Origin of the sequence: Pseudomonas sp. NPDC089401, assembly GCF_044749485.1 — a bacterium.
GTDB lineage: Bacteria > Pseudomonadota > Gammaproteobacteria > Pseudomonadales > Pseudomonadaceae > Aquipseudomonas.
The window spans coordinates 299,333-316,856 of the sequence record NZ_JBIVIA010000007.1; the positions used below are offsets into that span (position 1 = coordinate 299,333).

The 17,524-nt window shown below is 61.5% G+C and carries 16 protein-coding genes; 2 read left to right on the forward strand and 14 right to left on the reverse strand.

What is annotated here, in order from left to right; translation table 11 throughout:
• The first annotated feature begins 81 nt into the window (after positions 1-81).
• On the forward strand, positions 82-1,137 hold the full coding sequence (selD, locus tag ACIP21_RS18020) for a selenide, water dikinase SelD (RefSeq protein ID WP_400690148.1): 1,056 nt from the start codon (positions 82-84) through the stop codon (positions 1,135-1,137).
• On the opposite strand, the gene ACIP21_RS18025 is transcribed toward selD, so the two are convergent.
• The 14 genes from ACIP21_RS18025 to ACIP21_RS18090 all read right to left on the reverse strand — a co-directional run bounded on the left by ACIP21_RS18025 (position 1,121) and on the right by ACIP21_RS18090 (position 15,502).
• A complete protein-coding gene (locus ACIP21_RS18025) occupies positions 1,121-1,501 on the reverse strand; it encodes a lysozyme inhibitor LprI family protein (protein ID WP_400690150.1) in 381 nt (126 codons plus the stop codon). The genes selD and ACIP21_RS18025 overlap by 17 nt on opposite strands.
• 11 nt (positions 1,502-1,512) lie before the next feature.
• On the reverse strand, positions 1,513-2,070 hold the full coding sequence (locus tag ACIP21_RS18030; RefSeq protein WP_400690151.1) for a hypothetical protein: 558 nt from the start codon (positions 2,068-2,070) through the stop codon (positions 1,513-1,515).
• Positions 2,067-2,630: a GNAT family N-acetyltransferase gene (locus ACIP21_RS18035; protein ID WP_400690153.1), complete on the reverse strand. Its 564-nt coding sequence runs from the start codon at positions 2,628-2,630 to the stop codon at positions 2,067-2,069. The genes ACIP21_RS18030 and ACIP21_RS18035 overlap by 4 nt, the downstream gene beginning before the upstream one ends.
• Positions 2,631-2,716: 86 nt before the next feature.
• On the reverse strand, positions 2,717-3,100 hold the full coding sequence (locus ACIP21_RS18040; RefSeq protein ID WP_400690155.1) for a YkgJ family cysteine cluster protein: 384 nt from the start codon (positions 3,098-3,100) through the stop codon (positions 2,717-2,719).
• 121 nt (positions 3,101-3,221) lie between these two features.
• The gene (locus ACIP21_RS18045) at positions 3,222-4,325 is read right to left on the reverse strand and encodes a hypothetical protein (RefSeq protein WP_400690157.1); all 1,104 of its coding nucleotides are present in this window, start codon (positions 4,323-4,325) and stop codon (positions 3,222-3,224) included.
• Positions 4,326-4,475: 150 nt separating this feature from the next.
• The gene (alaC, locus tag ACIP21_RS18050; RefSeq protein WP_400690159.1) at positions 4,476-5,684 is read right to left on the reverse strand and encodes an alanine transaminase; all 1,209 of its coding nucleotides are present in this window, start codon (positions 5,682-5,684) and stop codon (positions 4,476-4,478) included.
• A 334-nt stretch (positions 5,685-6,018) separates the two neighbouring features.
• On the reverse strand, positions 6,019-6,906 hold the full coding sequence (gene cyoE, locus ACIP21_RS18055) for a heme o synthase (protein WP_400690161.1): 888 nt from the start codon (positions 6,904-6,906) through the stop codon (positions 6,019-6,021).
• An 11-nt stretch (positions 6,907-6,917) separates the two neighbouring features.
• Positions 6,918-7,250 (reverse strand): cytochrome o ubiquinol oxidase subunit IV, encoded by a 333-nt coding sequence (gene cyoD / locus ACIP21_RS18060; protein WP_400690163.1) that lies wholly within the window; start codon positions 7,248-7,250, stop codon positions 6,918-6,920.
• Positions 7,250-7,873, reverse strand: a complete 624-nt coding sequence (cyoC, locus tag ACIP21_RS18065) for a cytochrome o ubiquinol oxidase subunit III (protein WP_400690165.1) — start codon at positions 7,871-7,873, stop codon at positions 7,250-7,252. The genes cyoD and cyoC overlap by 1 nt, the downstream gene beginning before the upstream one ends.
• Positions 7,874-7,876: 3 nt before the next feature.
• Complete coding sequence (gene cyoB / locus ACIP21_RS18070; RefSeq protein ID WP_400690167.1) at positions 7,877-9,895, reverse strand: cytochrome o ubiquinol oxidase subunit I; 2,019 nt, start codon at positions 9,893-9,895, stop codon at positions 7,877-7,879.
• A 3-nt stretch (positions 9,896-9,898) separates the two neighbouring features.
• Positions 9,899-10,834 carry a ubiquinol oxidase subunit II gene (gene cyoA, locus ACIP21_RS18075; RefSeq protein WP_400690169.1) on the reverse strand — a complete coding sequence of 312 codons (936 nt, stop codon included), beginning with the start codon at positions 10,832-10,834 and terminating at the stop codon, positions 9,899-9,901.
• A gap of 559 nt (positions 10,835-11,393) precedes the next feature.
• Positions 11,394-11,900, reverse strand: a complete 507-nt coding sequence (locus ACIP21_RS18080; RefSeq protein ID WP_400690170.1) for a disulfide bond formation protein B — start codon at positions 11,898-11,900, stop codon at positions 11,394-11,396.
• A 416-nt stretch (positions 11,901-12,316) separates the two neighbouring features.
• Positions 12,317-13,480, reverse strand: a complete 1,164-nt coding sequence (hmpA, locus tag ACIP21_RS18085; protein WP_400690172.1) for an NO-inducible flavohemoprotein — start codon at positions 13,478-13,480, stop codon at positions 12,317-12,319.
• 171 nt (positions 13,481-13,651) lie between these two features.
• The gene (locus tag ACIP21_RS18090) at positions 13,652-15,502 is read right to left on the reverse strand and encodes a hypothetical protein (RefSeq protein WP_400690175.1); all 1,851 of its coding nucleotides are present in this window, start codon (positions 15,500-15,502) and stop codon (positions 13,652-13,654) included.
• Positions 15,503-15,776: 274 nt separating this feature from the next.
• Between ACIP21_RS18090 and norR the strand changes: the two genes are divergently transcribed.
• Positions 15,777-17,330: a nitric oxide reductase transcriptional regulator NorR gene (gene norR, locus ACIP21_RS18095; protein WP_400690178.1), complete on the forward strand. Its 1,554-nt coding sequence runs from the start codon at positions 15,777-15,779 to the stop codon at positions 17,328-17,330.
• The last annotated feature ends 194 nt before the right edge of the window (positions 17,331-17,524 follow it).

Below are 17,524 nucleotides of genomic sequence, written 5' to 3' on the forward strand. Positions count from 1 at the left end.
CCGTGGGAAGTATAGGCGCAGGCGCAATGGCCAGCTTTGCTACAATCGCCGCAACACATCGACCCTGTTTTCGAGGTGCACATGAGCGAGCCGATCCGCCTGACCCAGTACAGCCATGGCGCCGGCTGTGGTTGCAAGATCTCCCCCAAGGTGCTGGACCTGATCCTCGCCGAAAGCGGCGCCCAGGCCCTCGACCCGAAGCTGTGGGTGGGTAACGCCTCGCGCGACGACGCCGCCGTGTATGCCCTGGACGACGAGCGCGGGGTGGTCTCGACCACCGATTTCTTCATGCCGATCGTCGACGACCCCTACGACTTCGGCCGCATCGCCGCCACCAACGCCATCAGCGACATCTACGCCATGGGTGGCGACCCGCTGCTGGCCATCGCCATCCTCGGCTGGCCGATCAACGTACTGCCTCCGGAAGTCGCCCGCGAAGTGATCCGTGGCGGCCGCTCGGTGTGCGCCGAAGCCGGCATCCCACTGGCCGGCGGCCACTCCATCGATGCCCCCGAGCCGATCTTCGGCCTGGCCGTCACCGGCGTGGTCGGCAAGCGCCACCTCAAGCGCAACGACACCGCCACCGTCGGCTGCCGCCTGTACCTGACCAAGCCGCTGGGCATCGGCATCCTCACCACCGCCGAAAAGAAAGCCAAGCTGCGCGCGCAGGACCAGGGCCTGGCGCGCGACTGGATGTGCACCCTCAACACCCCGGGCAGCCGCTTCGGCAAGCTCGACGGGGTCAAGGCAATGACCGACGTCACCGGTTTCGGCCTGCTCGGCCACCTGGTGGAACTGGCCGAGGGCAGCGGCGTGACCGCGCACCTGGACTACGCCGCCGTGCCACGCCTGCCAGGCATCGAGCATTACCTGGCAGAGGGCTGCATCCCCGGCGGCACCCTGCGCAACTTCGACAGCTACGGGCACAAGCTCGGTACGCTGAGCGACGAGCAGAAGCACCTGTTGTGCGATCCGCAAACCAGTGGTGGCCTGCTGGTGGCCGTCGCCCCGGAAGGCGAAGCCGAGTTCCTCTCGGTGGCCGGCGAACTGGGCCTGGACCTGTCGCCGATCGGCCAGTTGGTCGAGCGACAGCGCCACACGGTCGAGGTACGCTGCGGCCTCACTGCCCCGGGCTGAGCACGCGCTCCAGCTCCGCTGCCCGCTCACGGGTCATGTCCAGCATGCACATGCCGCCTTCAAGCTGTGCCAGGGTGCCGCCGCTGGCCTGGACATGGAACTTGCAGTTGGCATCGCGAAAGCCGATCCACTGCCGCTGGGCATCACGCAAGCCTTTCTGCGGCCCGGCCTCGAGCTTGGCCATCAGTTGCTTGTACACGCGGTTCAGGCGGGCATCCTGCAGTTGGCTTTCGGCCTGGATGCACGCGCTCATGGCCACCGTGCTGGAGGCGGTGTCCATGCACCGGCTGTAAGCGGGCGAATTGTCTTCGGCCAGTGCCAGCGGCGCGAAGCAGGCCAGGAACATCAGGTAAAGCTTGTTCATCGCACATTCCTCTAGAGCGTCTGCACCGGTTCCGGTGGCATCAGTACCTTGCCCGGTTCGAACTGCAATGCCGGCATCTGCGTGGCAGCATAGGCAGTCACGGCCAATGCCGCGATCAGTGCGACATCCAGCCAGTTCCAGGCTGGCACGTCGGCGCTGCTGCGGGCGCGCCAGCACTGCCAGGCCTGGCCTGCTGAAAAGACCGCAATCGCCGCCAGCCACAGGTAGAAGCCCGCGCCGAAACCGATGCGCTCGCTGAATTCATAGCTGATGTTGTCTGGCAGCCGTTCGATGCCGAAGCTGCTGGCGGCCAGGTACAGGGCGCCCAGGCCCAGCAGCAATGCCAGGCGCCGCAGGCGTCGATGGCAGAGGATCGCCACCGCCAGCAGCGGGTTGGCGAACCACTGGAACATGCCGAACGGCACACCCCACGGGCCGTACAGGAACATCTGCAACGCCGGCATGTGCCGCCCGGCGCTCATCAGGGCACCGTCGAAGGCCAGGCTGAGCAGGTACAGCGCCAGGCTCAGAGTCAGGTAGAAAGCGGGTAGGCGGGCGCCCAGGCTCATGCGACTGGCGGCTCCAGCAACAGGCCGTAAAGGCCAGAGTCGGTCAGCTCGCCGGCCACGCACCAGCGGGCACGCAAGGTGCCTTCGAGGACGAAGCCCTGGCGTTCGAGGGTGCGCGCCGAGCCCTGGTTGCGCGGGTCGATTTCGCCTTCCAGGCGGCGCATGTGCAAGGTGTGGGCGAGGTAGTCGATGAAACAGGTCAGTGCCTCATCCATATAGCCCCTGCCCTGCACGGCACTGGCCAGGCAGTAGCCGATCTCACCACGGCGGGACAGGTCGTCGATGTTGAACAGCTGGACCATGCCGATGAGCTCGCCGTTGTCACGGCGGTACATGCCAAGCTTGAGCTGGTCGCCATTGGCGTAGGCTTCGCGGTCGGCGGCCAGGGCGCTTTCGGCTTCGGCCAGGCCTTGCCAGGGCGCGTGGTGCCAGTAACGCATGACCTCGGGGTCGGCCATGATCGCCAGCCATTGCGCGGCGTCGGCGTGGCGCATCGGCCGCAGTTGCAGGCGCGGGCTGTCGAGGCAGAGGTCAGTGGGGAAACTGCGGGGTGGGGTCACGCCGGATCTCCTGTCCATTGCTGGGGAGATGACAGTTTAACGTCATGTGCCGGCTTCAAGCACCCCGCGGCAGGCCAGCGCAACGATCAGGCCACCTCGGCCCCATCATCCGGCCAATGCGGCTCATTTGCCCCAGGCGGAGTCAGCGGCGGCAGCCCATAGGCCGCGCGTGCGTCGTCACAGCTGGGGTTGTGCACACCGCCCTCCCACGACGCCTCGAACTCGCGGCAGGGGCTGGAGCGGTTGGCGTAGATGGTGCACGCCACCTCGCTGCCGATCTCGCCTTTCAGGCTCACGCAGCGGCATGGCTTGGCATCGGTGCCAATCATCGCGACCCGGGTCGGGTTTATCTGCACCACCAGGTCATCCGGCACTACACCACCGGCAGACTGGCATTCACCCCAGAAGAAGGACACACGGAAAAACCCGCAGCAGGCGCCGCAGTCAAGGCAAGGGTTGTATTCGGACATGATGGCACGGAGGGAAGGTTGTTGTTATCGGGGCTGGGCCCGCGGCGCTATTTGTAATCCAAGCCGAGGCAGCTGAGAAGAGGGGGGATGCAAAAAAGATCGCCGCCGATCCGCCGGTTTGTCACCCTCGCGAAAAACTGCGGTTCAGCTTGTATGGCATCGCGAGCGGCAGGCGCTGATCAAGCATATGGCTGAACTCGATCTTGCCAAGGCCATGGCGCAAGAGGCGCTCGGTGCTGCTTCCTTCCGTGATCAGCGTGTAGGACAGGCGACGCATGGCGAGGTACTTGTGATCATCGCTGTTGATCGCGAACAGGTAGTCTGCCAGCTCGCGGTCACTGAGGTTCAAGCGTTTTGCCAGCTTCACGCCCCACTTGTCGAGGAATACCTCGGCAGTGTGGCGGACGATCAAACCCGGCTCGACGAGTGCCCCGGCACCGCACTTGCCATTGAGCGCCGCAACGCCCACCAGCGTGGCGTGCCGCCCTGGCAGTGGGTACAGGTACGTTTGCGTGCCGGAGGTCATGGTCGGAATCACGCCGGCAAAACCGAACGAGCGTTCATCGCGGGCATAGAAGCCCACATAGTTTCTGACATTGGCCCCCAGGCTCACCCGCTTTTCCTGCACATTGAACAGCCCTGGAACAGGTTCGACGGCGAAGATGTTGACAGGGATGGACATGAGCTGCGGGTCGGCGAGCATCTCGTTGGCCAGCATGTGGCAACTGATGCCTCCCCGGCTCCAGCCCACCAGGTTGACTTGGGTGGGAAAGCGGGACGGCCGCAACTGTTTGATGATCTGTTGTTGCAGGGCCTGGGGTGACACCTTGCGGGCAGCGAAATCCTTGGCGAAGAAATGTCTTTTCTTTGCATCTGGGATCGCGATCCCTTCAGCCTTCAACCGATCGTGATCGGCTGCGCTGAGCTTGGCGCGTTGCCAAAGGCTCTGGCCCTTGATGACCTGCAATGCATGGGCCACGTTTTCTTTCCAGCCCCGCCCCAGCAATTTGCCCAAGCGCCTGGAGTGGTTACCGGGCCTGACGAACAGCTCATCGGCCTGAAGGTTGCCACTGCCCGGGCCGTCGATCACGATCCAGTCGACAAACTCTCGACCTGGGTCGTGGCCGGCCAAGGTCGAGATCAACTCACCATTCCAGTACTTGCGGTTGAATTGATCGAATCGATTGGAACACGTGCCGCAGAAGTAGATCGTCAATACACTCATTTTCGCTGCTCTCGTTGAAGTAGAGCGCAACGTATCCAGGGCAGCCGCTCACTGGCATCTGGAATTCTTTTAGACCGAGATCTGAAATACACCCGCCACACGCAGACAGCCGCAGAGCATGCCCTGCGGCTTGGCTTTGCAACCTGGCGCTTACTTGCGCGCCAGGCCGTCGGCCCGGAACATCTGACGGATACCCCGGATCGCCTGACGAATACGGTCCGGGTTTTCGATCAGGGCGAAGCGCACATGGTCGTCGCCGTAGTCACCGAAGCCGATACCCGGAGACACGCAGACCTTGGCCTCGGCCAGCAGCTTCTTGGCGAACTCCAGCGAACCCAGATGGGCGTACTGCTCGGGAATTTTCGCCCACACGTACATCGATGCCTTGGGGTTCTCGACCATCCAGCCCAGTTCGTGCAGGCCCTTGACCAGCAGGTTGCGACGCTGGCGGTACTGCTCGGCGATGTCGCGCACGCACTGCTGGTCGCCTTCCAGCGCAGCGATCGCGGCCACCTGCAGCGGGGTGAAGGTACCGTAGTCGTGGTAGCTCTTGATCCGCGCCAGGGCGCTGACCAGCTCGGGGTTGCCGACCATGAAACCGATCCGCCATCCGGCCATGTTGTAACTCTTGGACAGGGTGAAGAACTCCACCGCGATGTCCTTGGCACCCGGCACCTGCATGATCGACGGGGCCTTCCAGCCGTCGTAGACGATGTCGGCGTAGGCCAGGTCATGCACCACCAGCACATCGTACTGCTTGGCCAGGGCCACCACGCGCTCGAAGAAGTCCAGCTCCACGCACTGGGCGGTGGGGTTGGAGGGGAAGCCAAGGATCATCATCTTCGGCTTGGGGATCGATTCGCGGATCGCCCGCTCCAGTTCGTTGAAGAAGTCCACGCCCGGGATCAGCGGCACCGAACGCACCTGGGCACCGGCGATGACCGCGCCGTAGATGTGGATCGGGTAGCTGGGGTTGGGCACCAGCACCGTGTCGCCCTGGTCGAGGGTGGCCAGCATCAGGTGCGCCAGGCCCTCTTTCGAGCCGATGGTGACGATGGCTTCGCTTTCCGGGTCGATGTCGACCTCGTAGCGTTCCTTGTACCAGTTGGAAATCGCCCGGCGCAGGCGCGGGATGCCGCGGGAGGTGGAGTAGCCATGGGTGTCTTCGCGCTGGGCGACCTGTACCAGCTTCTCGACGATGTGCGGCGGGGTGGCGCCATCGGGGTTGCCCATGCTCAGGTCGATGATGTCCTCGCCACGGCGGCGGGCGGCCATCTTGAGCTCGGCGGTGATGTTGAAGACGTAGGGCGGGAGACGATCGATGCGCGCGAAGCGGCGCGGCGAACCTGGATTGGCCATGGTTTCCTCTGGAGACGTAAGCGCCCGGAACCGTCCGAGCGACGCTGGCCGCTGCGGCGACCTGGATCAGAAGATAGTGCCGAAACAGGATTCCTGTAAAGGACAATTTCCTGTTTTAGTAAAACTTTTCAGATGTATTTTTTGAAAATCAGAGATTTACGTTTTCAGGCCAGGCCTATTCGCGGGTAAACCCGCTCCCACAGGTACCTCGCTACCCCACAGCATGTGCATAACCCTGTGGGAGCGGGTTTACCCGCGAATAGGCCGGCACAGGAAAACACCCATAAAAAAACCCCGGCACAAGGCCGGGGTTTTGGTGAAGCACTCGCCTCGATCAGCGCGCGTAGGTCATCAGCACGTCCGCAGCGGTCTGGCTGTCCACACCCATCATCACGCTCAGGGCAGTGACGGTGAGGATGGAGAAGCCGAACACCTTGCGCGCCCATTTGCTGTCGTCCTCGGCCTTGTAGCCACCCCAGGCCATGTACAGCCAGTACAGGCCCATGGCAGCTGCCACGGCCAGGTAGCCGAGGCCGGCGTAACCGCCGAGGGTGAGCATCAGGGTGGCGAGCACGAAGGCCAGCACGTACAGCACGATCTGCTTCTTCGCCGCGAGGACACCACGCGCCACCGGCAGCACCGGAATGTTGGCAGCGCTGTAATCCTTGAAGCGGAAGATGGCGATGGCGAAGCTGTGCGGCATCTGCCACAGGCTGAACATCACCAGCAAGGTCACTGCAGCCAGGTCGAAGCTGTTGCTCACGGCGCAGTAGCCGATCACCGGAGGCATGGCACCGGACAGGCTGCCGACCAAGGTGCCGTGCACCGATTTGCGCTTCAGCCAGAGGCTGTAGAAACCGACGTAGACGACGAAGCCGATCAGTGCGCAGAACGCCGACAGCGGGTTGCACTGCACGTACAGCAGGCTGAAGCCCGCCACCCCGAGAAGGGTGGCGTAGACCAGCGCGAGGGTCAGCGACATGCCGCCCTGGACCATGACGCGGTTCTTGGTGCGCTCCATCTTGTGGTCGATGTCACGGTCGATGCAGTTGTTGAACACGCATCCGGACGCTACCACCAGCGAAGTACCGATCACCGCCGCCAGGAACAGGGCGAAATCCACATGGCCCTTCGAGGCAAGGAAGAAACCGCCTGCCACGGAAAGCACGTTACCGAAAATGATCCCCGGTTTGGTGATTTGGATAAAGTGCTTAACGGACATGCAGTCTTACCTCACTTGGCCATCATTTCGAAGTGGATGCTGAACATGATCCACAGCGACAGGCCGACCAGCAGAGCGATCACCATGGCGGTGAACAGGAACGTCGACACGTTGGAACGCTGCTCTTTCGAGCGGTCCATGTGCAGGAAGTACACCAGGTGTACCACGACCTGAATCACAGCCATGGCCACGATGATCAGAACGGTCAGGTTCTTCGGCAAGCTGCCAGTCATGGCCAGGCCGAACGGGATCGCGGTCAGGATGATCGACAGGACGAAGCCGATCATGTACGACTTGACGCTGCCGTGGTTACCTTCGTGATGAGTGTCGTGTGCGTTAGCCATTACAGAACTCCCAGCAGGTAGACGACGGTGAATACGCAGATCCAGACCACGTCGAGGAAGTGCCAGAACAGGCTCAGGCAGCTCATGCGGGTCTTGGCGGTCGGCGTGATGCCGTGCTTGCTGATCTGGTACATCATGATTGCCATCCAGATCAGGCCGGCGGTCACGTGCAGACCGTGGGTGCCTACCAGGGCGAAGAAGCCCGACAGGAAGCCACTGCGGGTCGGGCCGAAGCCTTCGCCGATCAGGTGATGGAATTCATAGATTTCCATCGCGATGAAGCCTGCACCGAACAGGAAGGTCACGGCCAACCAGCCCAGCACGCCTGCTTTCTTGCCGGCGAACATCTTCAGCATGGCGAAGCCGAAGGTGATCGAGGACAGCAGCAGGAACAGCGTTTCCACAGCTACGAAGTCGAGCTGGAAGATGTCGTGACCCGACGGGCCGCCGGCAAAACTGCCGGACAGCACCGCGTAGGTGGCGAAGAGCGACGCAAACAGGATGCAGTCGGTCATCAGGTACAGCCAGAAACCGAGGACGGTCATCTGGCCCGAGTCGTGGTGGTGGTCATCGTGAGCATGGTCATGACCATGCGCGCCACCGTGGATTACTTGACTGGACATTGATTACACCCGTTCAAACGATTCGACACGTGCGCCGGCAGGCAGAGCACCTGCTTTGGCCAGCGCTTTGAGACGCTCGCCTTCGATGCGCGCCACTTCTTCGGCCGGAACCATGTAGCCCTGGTCGTCACGCGCGGCGTGGCGAACGAAGACTGCGATGGTTGCCAGCAGGCTCGCGCCGACCAGCCACCAGATGTGCCAGATGAACGCGAAGCCGAAGACAGTCAGGAACATACCCATGAACAGACCGGTAGCGGTGTTGTTCGGCATGTGGATCGCTTCGTACTTGCCCGGCACCTTGTAGGCAACACCGGCTTCTTTAGCTTCGTTCCAGCAGTCCAGGCCAACTTTCTCTGGCATGTGGGCGAAGTTGTAGAACGGAGGTGGCGAGGAAGTCGACCATTCCAGGGTACGGCCGCCCCATGGGTCGCCGGTCACGTCCAGGTTCTGCTCGCGGTCGCGGATCGAAACGACGATCTGGATCAGCTGGCAGGCGATACCGAACAGGATCAGCACGGCGCCGGCAACGGCCACGTACAGGTAGGGTTCCCACAGTGGGTTGTCGGAGTGGTTCAGACGACGGGTCATGCCCATGAAGCCCAGGGCGTACAGCGGCATGAACGCAACGTAGAAGCCGGAGATCCAGAACCAGAAGGCAGCTTTGCCCCACTTCTCGTTCAGCTTGAAGCCGAACGCTTTTGGCCACCAGTAGGCGAAGCCGGCGATGTAGCCGAATACCGCACCACCAATGATCACGTTGTGGAAGTGAGCGATCACGAACAGGCTGTTGTGCAGGACGAAGTCAGCACCAGGAACAGCCAGCAGAACGCCGGTCATGCCACCGATCGAGAAGGTGATCATGAAGCCCAGGGTCCACAGCATCGGTGCGGTGAAACGCACACGGCCCTGGTACATGGTGAACAGCCAGTTGAACAGCTTCACACCGGTCGGAATGGAGATCAGCATCGTCGCCAGGCCGAAGAAGGTGTTGACGCTGGCGCCGGCACCCATGGTGAAGAAGTGGTGCAGCCATACCGCGAAGCCCAGAACGGCGATTGCGCCCGATGCGTAGATCATCGAGTGGTGGCCGAACAGACGCTTGCCGGAGAAGGTCGAAGTCACTTCCGAGAACACGCCGAAGGCCGGCAGGATCAGGATGTATACCTCAGGGTGACCCCACGCCCAGAACAGGTTGACGTACATCATCGGGTTCCCACCAAGCTCGTTGGTGAAAATGTGGAAGTCCAGATAACGGTCAACAGTCAGCAGTGCGAGTGCAGCGGTCAGGATCGGGAACGAAGCCACGATCAGCACGTTGGCCCAGGTGCAGGTCCAGGTGAAGATCGGCATGTCCATCAGCTTCATGCCAGGTGCGCGCATCTTCATCACGGTGACGAGGAAGTTCACGCCGGTCAGTGTCGTACCCAGGCCCGAGAGCTGTAGCGCCCAGATGTAGTAGTCGACACCCACCCCAGGGCTGTACTGGATGCCCGCCAGCGGCGGATAGGCAACCCAGCCGGTCTTGGCGAATTCACCGACGCCCAGCGAGATGTTGACCAGCAGCACGCCTGCCAGCAGCAGGTAGAAGCTCAGGGAGTTGAGGAACGGGAAGGCAACGTCACGTGCACCGATCTGCAGCGGAACCGCGAGGTTCATCAGGCCGGTGAAGAACGGCATCGCCATGAAGATGATCATGATCACACCGTGAGCGGTGAAGATCTGGTCATAGTGTTCAGGCGGCAGGTAGCCTTCGGAGCCACCGGTGGCGGCAGCCAGCTGGGTACGCATCATGATGGCGTCGGCAAAACCGCGCAGCAGCATGACCATCGCGACGACGATATACATCACCCCGATTTTCTTGTGGTCGACAGTCGTCAGCCACTCGGTCCACAAGTAGGTCCACTTGCGGAAATAGGTGATAAGACCGACGACAGCGAGACCCCCGAGCGCGATCATGGCAATGGTCACCATGACTATCGGCTCGTGGAAGGGTATCGCCTCCAGGGTTAATTTACCGAACATCTCTTACTCCTCTGCACCGGCAGCTGGTTGCGCACTCGACTCGGTGGTGGCCAGATCTTTGCTGCCTGCTTCTTCGTGGCTCGGACGACCGCGGTTCATGCCTTCGTACTTGTCGACGATCAGCTGGAACTGGTCAGGCGAGGCCTCGCCATACAGCGCGACTGGGTTGTTTTCGCTTGGTTTGGTCAAGGCGTCGTATTCGGCCTTGTCCAGCTTCTTCGGCGACTGCTTGACCTCGGCGACCCACTTGTCGAAGTCATCCTGGGAGGTGGCAGTGGCCTTGAATTTCATGCCAGTGAAGCCGGCGCCGCTGTAGTTGGCGCTGATACCGTCGAACTCGCCGTTTTCGTTGGCGATCAGGTGCAGCTTGGTGGTCATGCCGGCCATGGCGTAGATCTGGCCGCCCAGGCCCGGGATGAAGAACGAGTTCATCACGGCGTCGGAGGTCACGCGGAAGTTGACCGGGACGTTAGCCGGGAAGTTGATCTTGTTGACCGTGGCGATGCCCTGCTCCGGGTAGATGAACAGCCACTTCCAGTCCAGCGCGACCACGTCGATCTGGATCGGCTTCACGTCGGAATCCAGCGGACGGTATGGGTCCAGCTTGTGGGTCGACTTGTAGGTGACGTAGCCCAGGGCGATGATGATGATGATCGGGATGATCCACACCGCGAGCTCGATCTTGGTCGAGTGCGACCAGTCGGGGGTGTAGGTGGCGGCCTTGTTGGAAGCGCGATACTTCCAGGCGAACGCCACGGTCATGATGATGACCGGGATGACCACCAGCAGCATCAGGCCGGTGGCGATCAGGATCAGGTTCTTTTGCTCAATGCCCACCTGGCCCTTCGGGTCGAGCAGGGTCCAGTTGCACCCACTGAGTAAAAGCATGCCTAAAAAGGGCAATATGCCAAACAGTCTGGGGTAACGCTTTTTACTCATCTCACGACCTCTAGATCAGCTTGCTTCAATGCAATTTGTGTTTTGGTAGCCAACACTTCGTCCTGCCAAGTGAGGCATTTCGCGCCCGTACTCGCTCCTGCCCGGGGTCCGACTGCAGGACCTTGGCGCAAAGCGTGTTAGCGGTGCTTATGGTTTCGTAGGCAACAGGCCTGTACTTCAGACCAAGTCCATTTGGTGCGGGAAAACGCGGAGGGGGGTCCGCCCGGTATCGCCGTTGGGCGAAACTTGACGAAGTCAGCAAAAAGGAGCGCTGGGGCTTCCTTCAATCCTGCGACTCGCAAGCAGTGCCGAACGGAAATTGGGGGCGATTGTAGATAGGTCGCCAACCCTTGACTATGACTTATTGAGCAACAGTCCTTTACAGAATGCGTAACAATACCGCACCGGAAATCAACTTCGCGACAGTTTGTCGCACCCCGCTTGCCAGCCCTGCAACCCTTGTTCTGCAAGGCGTTGAGGTTGATTCATGTCAAGCGGGCGAGGACTTTTTGCTCTTCTCATCCCGTGTAAAAGACCCTACGGGATTCGGGACTTATGTCTAAGGCCGGCGTCGATTGCGAATGATGCCCAACGGAACGAGGACCGCCGTCATCACGAACGCGACCAACGCCCACTGCGCCAGCGACAGGCCGAGAATCGGCGGGTACGGCGTGCTGCAGAAGCCATCGACCTGGAACGCCAGCGGCCACAGCTTGGCCAGGGGCAGGTCGTCGACGATCGGCTGCAGGGTATCGATGCCGCAACTGACCATGGGGTTGGCGAGTATATACACATGGTTGCCGGCCGCAACGATTCCACCAACCGCACTGAGCACCACCAGCCCTTCGAAGAACGTCAGGCTGCGCTTGCCGGGCATGGCCGCGGCGATGAAGGCGAACACTGCAATGAACAGCAGGGCGTAGCGTTGCAGGATGCACAGCGGGCACGGTGCCTCGCCCAGCACCACTTGCATGTAAAGTGCGCCGCCGATCAGGGCCAGGCAGATCAGCCCCAGCAGCACCAGAAAGCGCCGTTCCCGATTCAGGCGCAAGGTCAGTTCGTTCATTGCCGATTCCTTCGATGGATGGTGGGCAGCGTGTTTCGCCTGCCTTGCGCAAGTCTACACGCAGGGCTGGCCTTGTAGCGTGTCGAGGAAGCGGCGGGACAGCACTGCGCAGGGCTGTCCGGAGATGCTCTGACCGGAAGAAGCGACGTCGGTTCAACGCCGGCCGGTAAAAAGCGGCTGCCCGGGTGCCGTGCAGGGGCCAGCCCCTCGACACCCGGGAGTGAAGGATACCGTGATTAAAGGAGGATTAAAGATGAAAAGGTGCCAGGGCGCCGTTCATTCTTCCTTATATAGCTACACCTGCGTCGGCCTCTTCGCGGGTAAACCCGCTCCCACAGGTACGGCGCCAGCTTCAGGCTGGGTGCGGTCACTTTGGGAGCGGGCTTGCCCGCGAAGAGGCCGGCACAGTCAATACATCACTCGAGGGCGGCCGCCGGCCCGAAGAACTCGTAACGGCTCTGCTGCTCAGGCACCCCCAGCCCCTTCAGCTGACGCTTTACCGCTGCCATGAAACCTTTAGGCCCCAGGAAGTAAGCATCCACATCGCGCTCGCGCGGCAGCCACTCACCCAGCAACTCCTGGCTCAGCAGGCCCTGCGCGCCCTCCCCCTCTGCATAGCAGTAATAACGCTTGAGCTGCGGATGCCGCGCAGCCAGCCCATCGACCCAGTCACGGAACGCATGCACCGCCGTGTTGCGCGCACAGTGAATGAAATGCACCGTCCGCTCGGTCTGCAACGCCGCCTCCAGCATCGCCAGGGTCGGGGTGATGCCCACGCCGCCGGTGATCAGAACCAGCGGCTTGTCACTGGCCGCCAGGGTGAAATCCCCTGAAGGCGGGAACAGTTGCAAGGTATCGCCCACCATCAGTTCGTCGTGCAGGTAATTGGACACCTTGCCACCCGCCTCGCGCTTGACGCTGATACGGTAATGCTTGCCGTCGCACAGCGCCGACAGCGAATAGTTGCGACGCTGCTCGGCCCCGTCGATGAACAATTGCAGGCCGATGTACTGGCCCGGCTCGGCCTTCAGGACCGACTTGCCGTCCACCGGAGCGAAGTAAAACGAAACGATCTCGCTGCTCTCCTGCTCGCGACGCACCAGGCGGAACTCGCGCGTACCGCGCCAGCCACCGGCAGCTACTTCCTTCTGCTTGTAGAGATCTTCCTCGGCACCGATGAGGATATCGGCCAGCTGCCCATAAGCCGCGGCCCAGGCCGCGATCACCTCTGGGGTGGCGATGTCCTTGCCCAGCACTTCCTCGATGGCGCGCAGCAGGCAACTGCCGACGATCGGGTAATGCTCGGGCAGGATCTGCAAGGCGACGTGCTTGTTGATGATCTGCCCCACCAGGCCGCCGAGCTGTTCCAGCTGGTCGATGTGGCGGGCATACATCAGCACGCCGTTGGCCAGGGCACGTGGCTGGTCGCCACTGGCCTGGTGGGCCTGGTTGAACAGCGGGCGCACTTCGGGGTATTCGCTGAGCATCAGCTTGTAGAAGTGGGTGGTGAGGGCTTCGCCGCCGGTCTCCAGCAGCGGGACGGTGGCTTTGATGATTGCACGTTGTTCGGTGGTGAGCATTGCAAGGACTCCTGAGCCTGAAGGCTTCAAATGGTTGCCTTGCTTGTTCCAATAAACATGCCAGATATAAAAACCAACAAAATCAATAATTTAAGAAAACAGAGTCATAATGACACAAACAAAAAAGAGTCCTTATGACTCTTAAAGAGTCATAAGGACACAGTTCTTGAATCACGCAGCGTTGCGCTCGACGGAATACGTTACCGACATATCGAGGTCTTCAAAGCGACTGATGTCGGCGTTGGTGACTGTGAAGGTGAACGGGAACTGATCAAACGTTTTGGTCTCTGTATGAGGCTCCGGGATAGTCCCGGACGCCGTTGCCCATCGAAGGGTTACCACATCACCGATGCGCAGTGGCGCTGAAGCAGGCACTTCTACAACGGCGGTGGGCGTATCGGATGGCAGGAATGCATCGCTACCGCTGCCTTGCACCTGAACACAGGTGGGTGCCGGAAGCTCCAGGGCACCACTGTCAATGATCTGGTAGGTCGGATCCTGCGTCGATCGGCGGGTGATGTTCAGCTCAGGTGTGAACACCGTGTAACTCAGGGTAAGCGAGCCATCGATCAACACTTGCAGATATTCCGCAGCAATCTCGAAAATCAATTCACCATTGCCAGACACTGTCAGTTCAACACTGACCACCAGCGGCAAGCCGTCGGTGGGTTGCCCGGTCAAGGTCAGGGTCACCACGTCGCCCACCATCTGCCCCGGATAAGCCGGAACGCGCACATGGAAGAGGTCTCCCGTCACGTTGACAAGATCGATAGTGTCACCCACTGCTTCAATGGCATCGGGTGGCAGCAGTTCGGCCACTGTGCCGATAACACTGATACGCCGAACTTTGGAGGGTCTGGCCGTCCCGCCTGAAGCGGGTTTCGACTCATAGAACACGCGCGCCGTGCCTTTGACCACGAAGGCAGCGTAGGCATAGGGCATTTGGAAGATAAGGTCGCCCGGCGTGGCCACTGTCCTGGCATCCCAATGATAGGGCACCTCGACCCCATCGGCAGTCAGTCCAACGAAATGCAGGGTAATCTCGTCCCCAATTGCAAAGCCTGTGTAGAACGGGACTTCCACCGTCACATCGCCGCCGGCGAGCGGATCCAGATCCAGCTCATAAGGCGGATTTTCTGCGCCTTTGACCTTCGGATGCTCAAGGGCGTTGGGGTCAATTTCGACCCTCACGTACGCGATGGGGGAAGGGCGTGAATAGTTCTGTACCAGGTCACGGACCTCGAACTGCACCTCGAGCCTTTCACCGCTGCCTGCTTCTTCTAGTACCTCCCTGGGCAGCTGGAAAACATAATCCTTGTCTACATCTCCGGCCGTGAGTCGGGTCAGCGTATGTCGAACCCCCCCCCAGAACAGGGTTGGCAGGTCATCCTCTTGCTGGAAGCGCCACTTGGGAAGAGTGATCGTTACCACGGTTGCTGGATCTTCTATCACTGCCGGCTCGACAATGGGTGCAGTCAAGAACTCATTGATCGGCGTGTCCTGATCAGGGTCCAGGCCACCGGGAACACGCAGGTCGATCAGTACCTTGCGGTATTCCGAATAGCGAGTGTCATCGGCCTGCTGATCATAGAGCGAGTAATAGAGGTAGCCGTAATACGGATAGGGAATATCAGGATCGGCTGGAAGGTTCAGATCTCCCTTCTTCACGGCGAAACTCAGCCACCCCCGTTCCACAGTACCCGAGTCAAGTTCGTACTGTTGCACGGGAGGCTCCAATGGGTCGGCCTTCGGCGGCTGATCCACAGGATCTGTAAGCGTCCAGAACAGTTTGACAACGTCCCCCTCACGAACGACCTTAGGCAATCGCGACATCATCGGCGCGGGGCGGGTAGGGTCTGAAAGTTCGTTCCAACCAAAGCCGCTGCTTTCGCGTCCTTCTGTGTCCATGTCGGCAATAACCAAGGGGTTCAGCGGATCGTCGGCGCTGGAAGAAGTCGCATCGGGACTCTTGATTGCGTTTTCGTACTTGATCAGGTATTTCAGGAAGTCATCTGCTTTCATGGCGAATTTTCTTCATTAGAGGAAAAATGGCCGCACTGACCGTTTGCGCGACCTTCAGCGCCTGAAAACAGAAGTCACTTCGTTCAGGGCACAGCCACACAGTACTCAAGGCCAACAACCTCGTAACCTGGCATTTTTACTAGGTGTTCACTCCCTGCAGTGCCCTCTTGTCCCTTGATCAAGTCGGTGGACTTCTGATGGCAAATGAACCGCGCCCTTGACGGCAACAAGGCAACTCGCGACCGTATCGTGAAAGTACCGCTGCGGAACCGTCATGTTTGCCAAGCCCCTACTCAACGCCCTGCTCCCACTGGTCAGTGATCTGTCTCGCGACCTGCCCGATCAGGAGCGCTACCGCCGCCTTCTGCTGGCCATGCGTGGCCTGCTGCCCTGCGATGCTGCTGCTCTGCTGCGCCTGGAGGGTGAGTATCTGGTACCACTGGCGGTCGACGGGCTGTCGCCAGACACATTGGGCCGGCGCTTCAAAGTCAGCGAACACCCGCGCTTCCAGGCCTTGCTCAGTCGCCCGGAACCCACCCGCTTCGCCAGCGACTCCGAACTGCCCGACCCCTACGACGGCCTGGTCGACGCCCCCGACGCCGACCTCGAAGTCCACGATTGCATGGGCTGCCCGCTGATGGTCGACGAACGCCCCTGGGGCCTGGTGACCCTCGACGCCCTCAACCCCGGCCAGTTTCAGAGCCTGGAGCTCGACGCCCTGCAGGCCTTCGCCAGCCTCGCCGCCGCCACCGTGACCGTGGCCGAGCGCATCGAACACCTGGCCCTGCGTGCCGAGGACGAGCACCAGCGCGCCGAGGTGTACCGCCAGGCCAGCGGCCAGGACAAGCCATTGATTGGCCAGAGCCGGGAGCACAAGCGCCTGCTGGACGAAATCCGCCTGGTCGGCGGCAGCGACCTGACCGTGCTCATCACCGGCGAGACCGGGGTCGGCAAGGAGCTGGTGGCCATGGCCCTGCACCAGGCCAGCCCGCGCGCCGACAAGCCGCTGATCAGCCTCAACTGCGCCGCCCTGCCCGATACCCTGGTGGAAAGCGAACTGTTCGGCCACGTGCGCGGCGCCTTCACCGGCGCCCACGGCGAGCGCCGTGGCAAGTTCGAGCTGGCCAATGGCGGCACGCTGTTTCTCGACGAAGTCGGTGAATTGTCGCTGACCGTGCAGGCCAAGCTGTTGCGGGTGCTGCAGAGCGGCCAGTTGCAGCGCCTGGGCTCGGACCGCGAACACCGGGTGGACGTGCGCCTGATCGCCGCCACCAACCGCGACCTGGCCGCCGAAGTGCGCAACGGCAACTACCGCGCCGACTTCTACCACCGCCTCAGCGTGTATCCCCTGCCGGTCCCGCCCTTGCGCGAACGTGGGCGCGATGTGCTGCTACTGGCCGGCTACTTCCTCGAACAGAACCGATCGCGCCTTGGCTTGAACAGCCTGCGCCTGAGCGGCGAAGCCCAGGCCGCGCTGCTGGCCTACGACTGGCCAGGCAACGTGCGCGAACTGGAGCACCTGATCGGCCGCTCGGCCCTCAAGGCCATGGGCCGACACCCGCAACGCCCGCGCATCCTCACCCTGGAGGCCGGCGACCTCGACCTGCGCGCCGCCGTTGCGACCCCTGGCGTCCCCCTTTCCCCGGTCACGGCGCCCACGCCGGCGTTGCCCGCAGGCGGGCTGCGCGAAGCGACCGACGGCTACCAGCGCCAACTGATCGATGCCTGCCTGCAACGCCACCAGGGCAACTGGGCCGCCGCCGCCCGCGAACTGGGCCTGGACCGTGCCAACCTGAGCCGTCTGGCACGCCGGTTGGGGCTGCGTTGAGCCATCAGAACTAAAGGACTACCCGTAAAGGCCTCTGGTGGCATTTTGCTGGGCTGCTATATCTCCTTAGTAAGTATCGGTAGCAGTGTCGTCCCACGACGAGGCCGAGTGCAACGCGTACCGTTCATCGGCCACGTTGCGCGCTGTCTGTATCGCGACAGTCGACCCTGTGAACCGCCATATTGCAGGGAGCA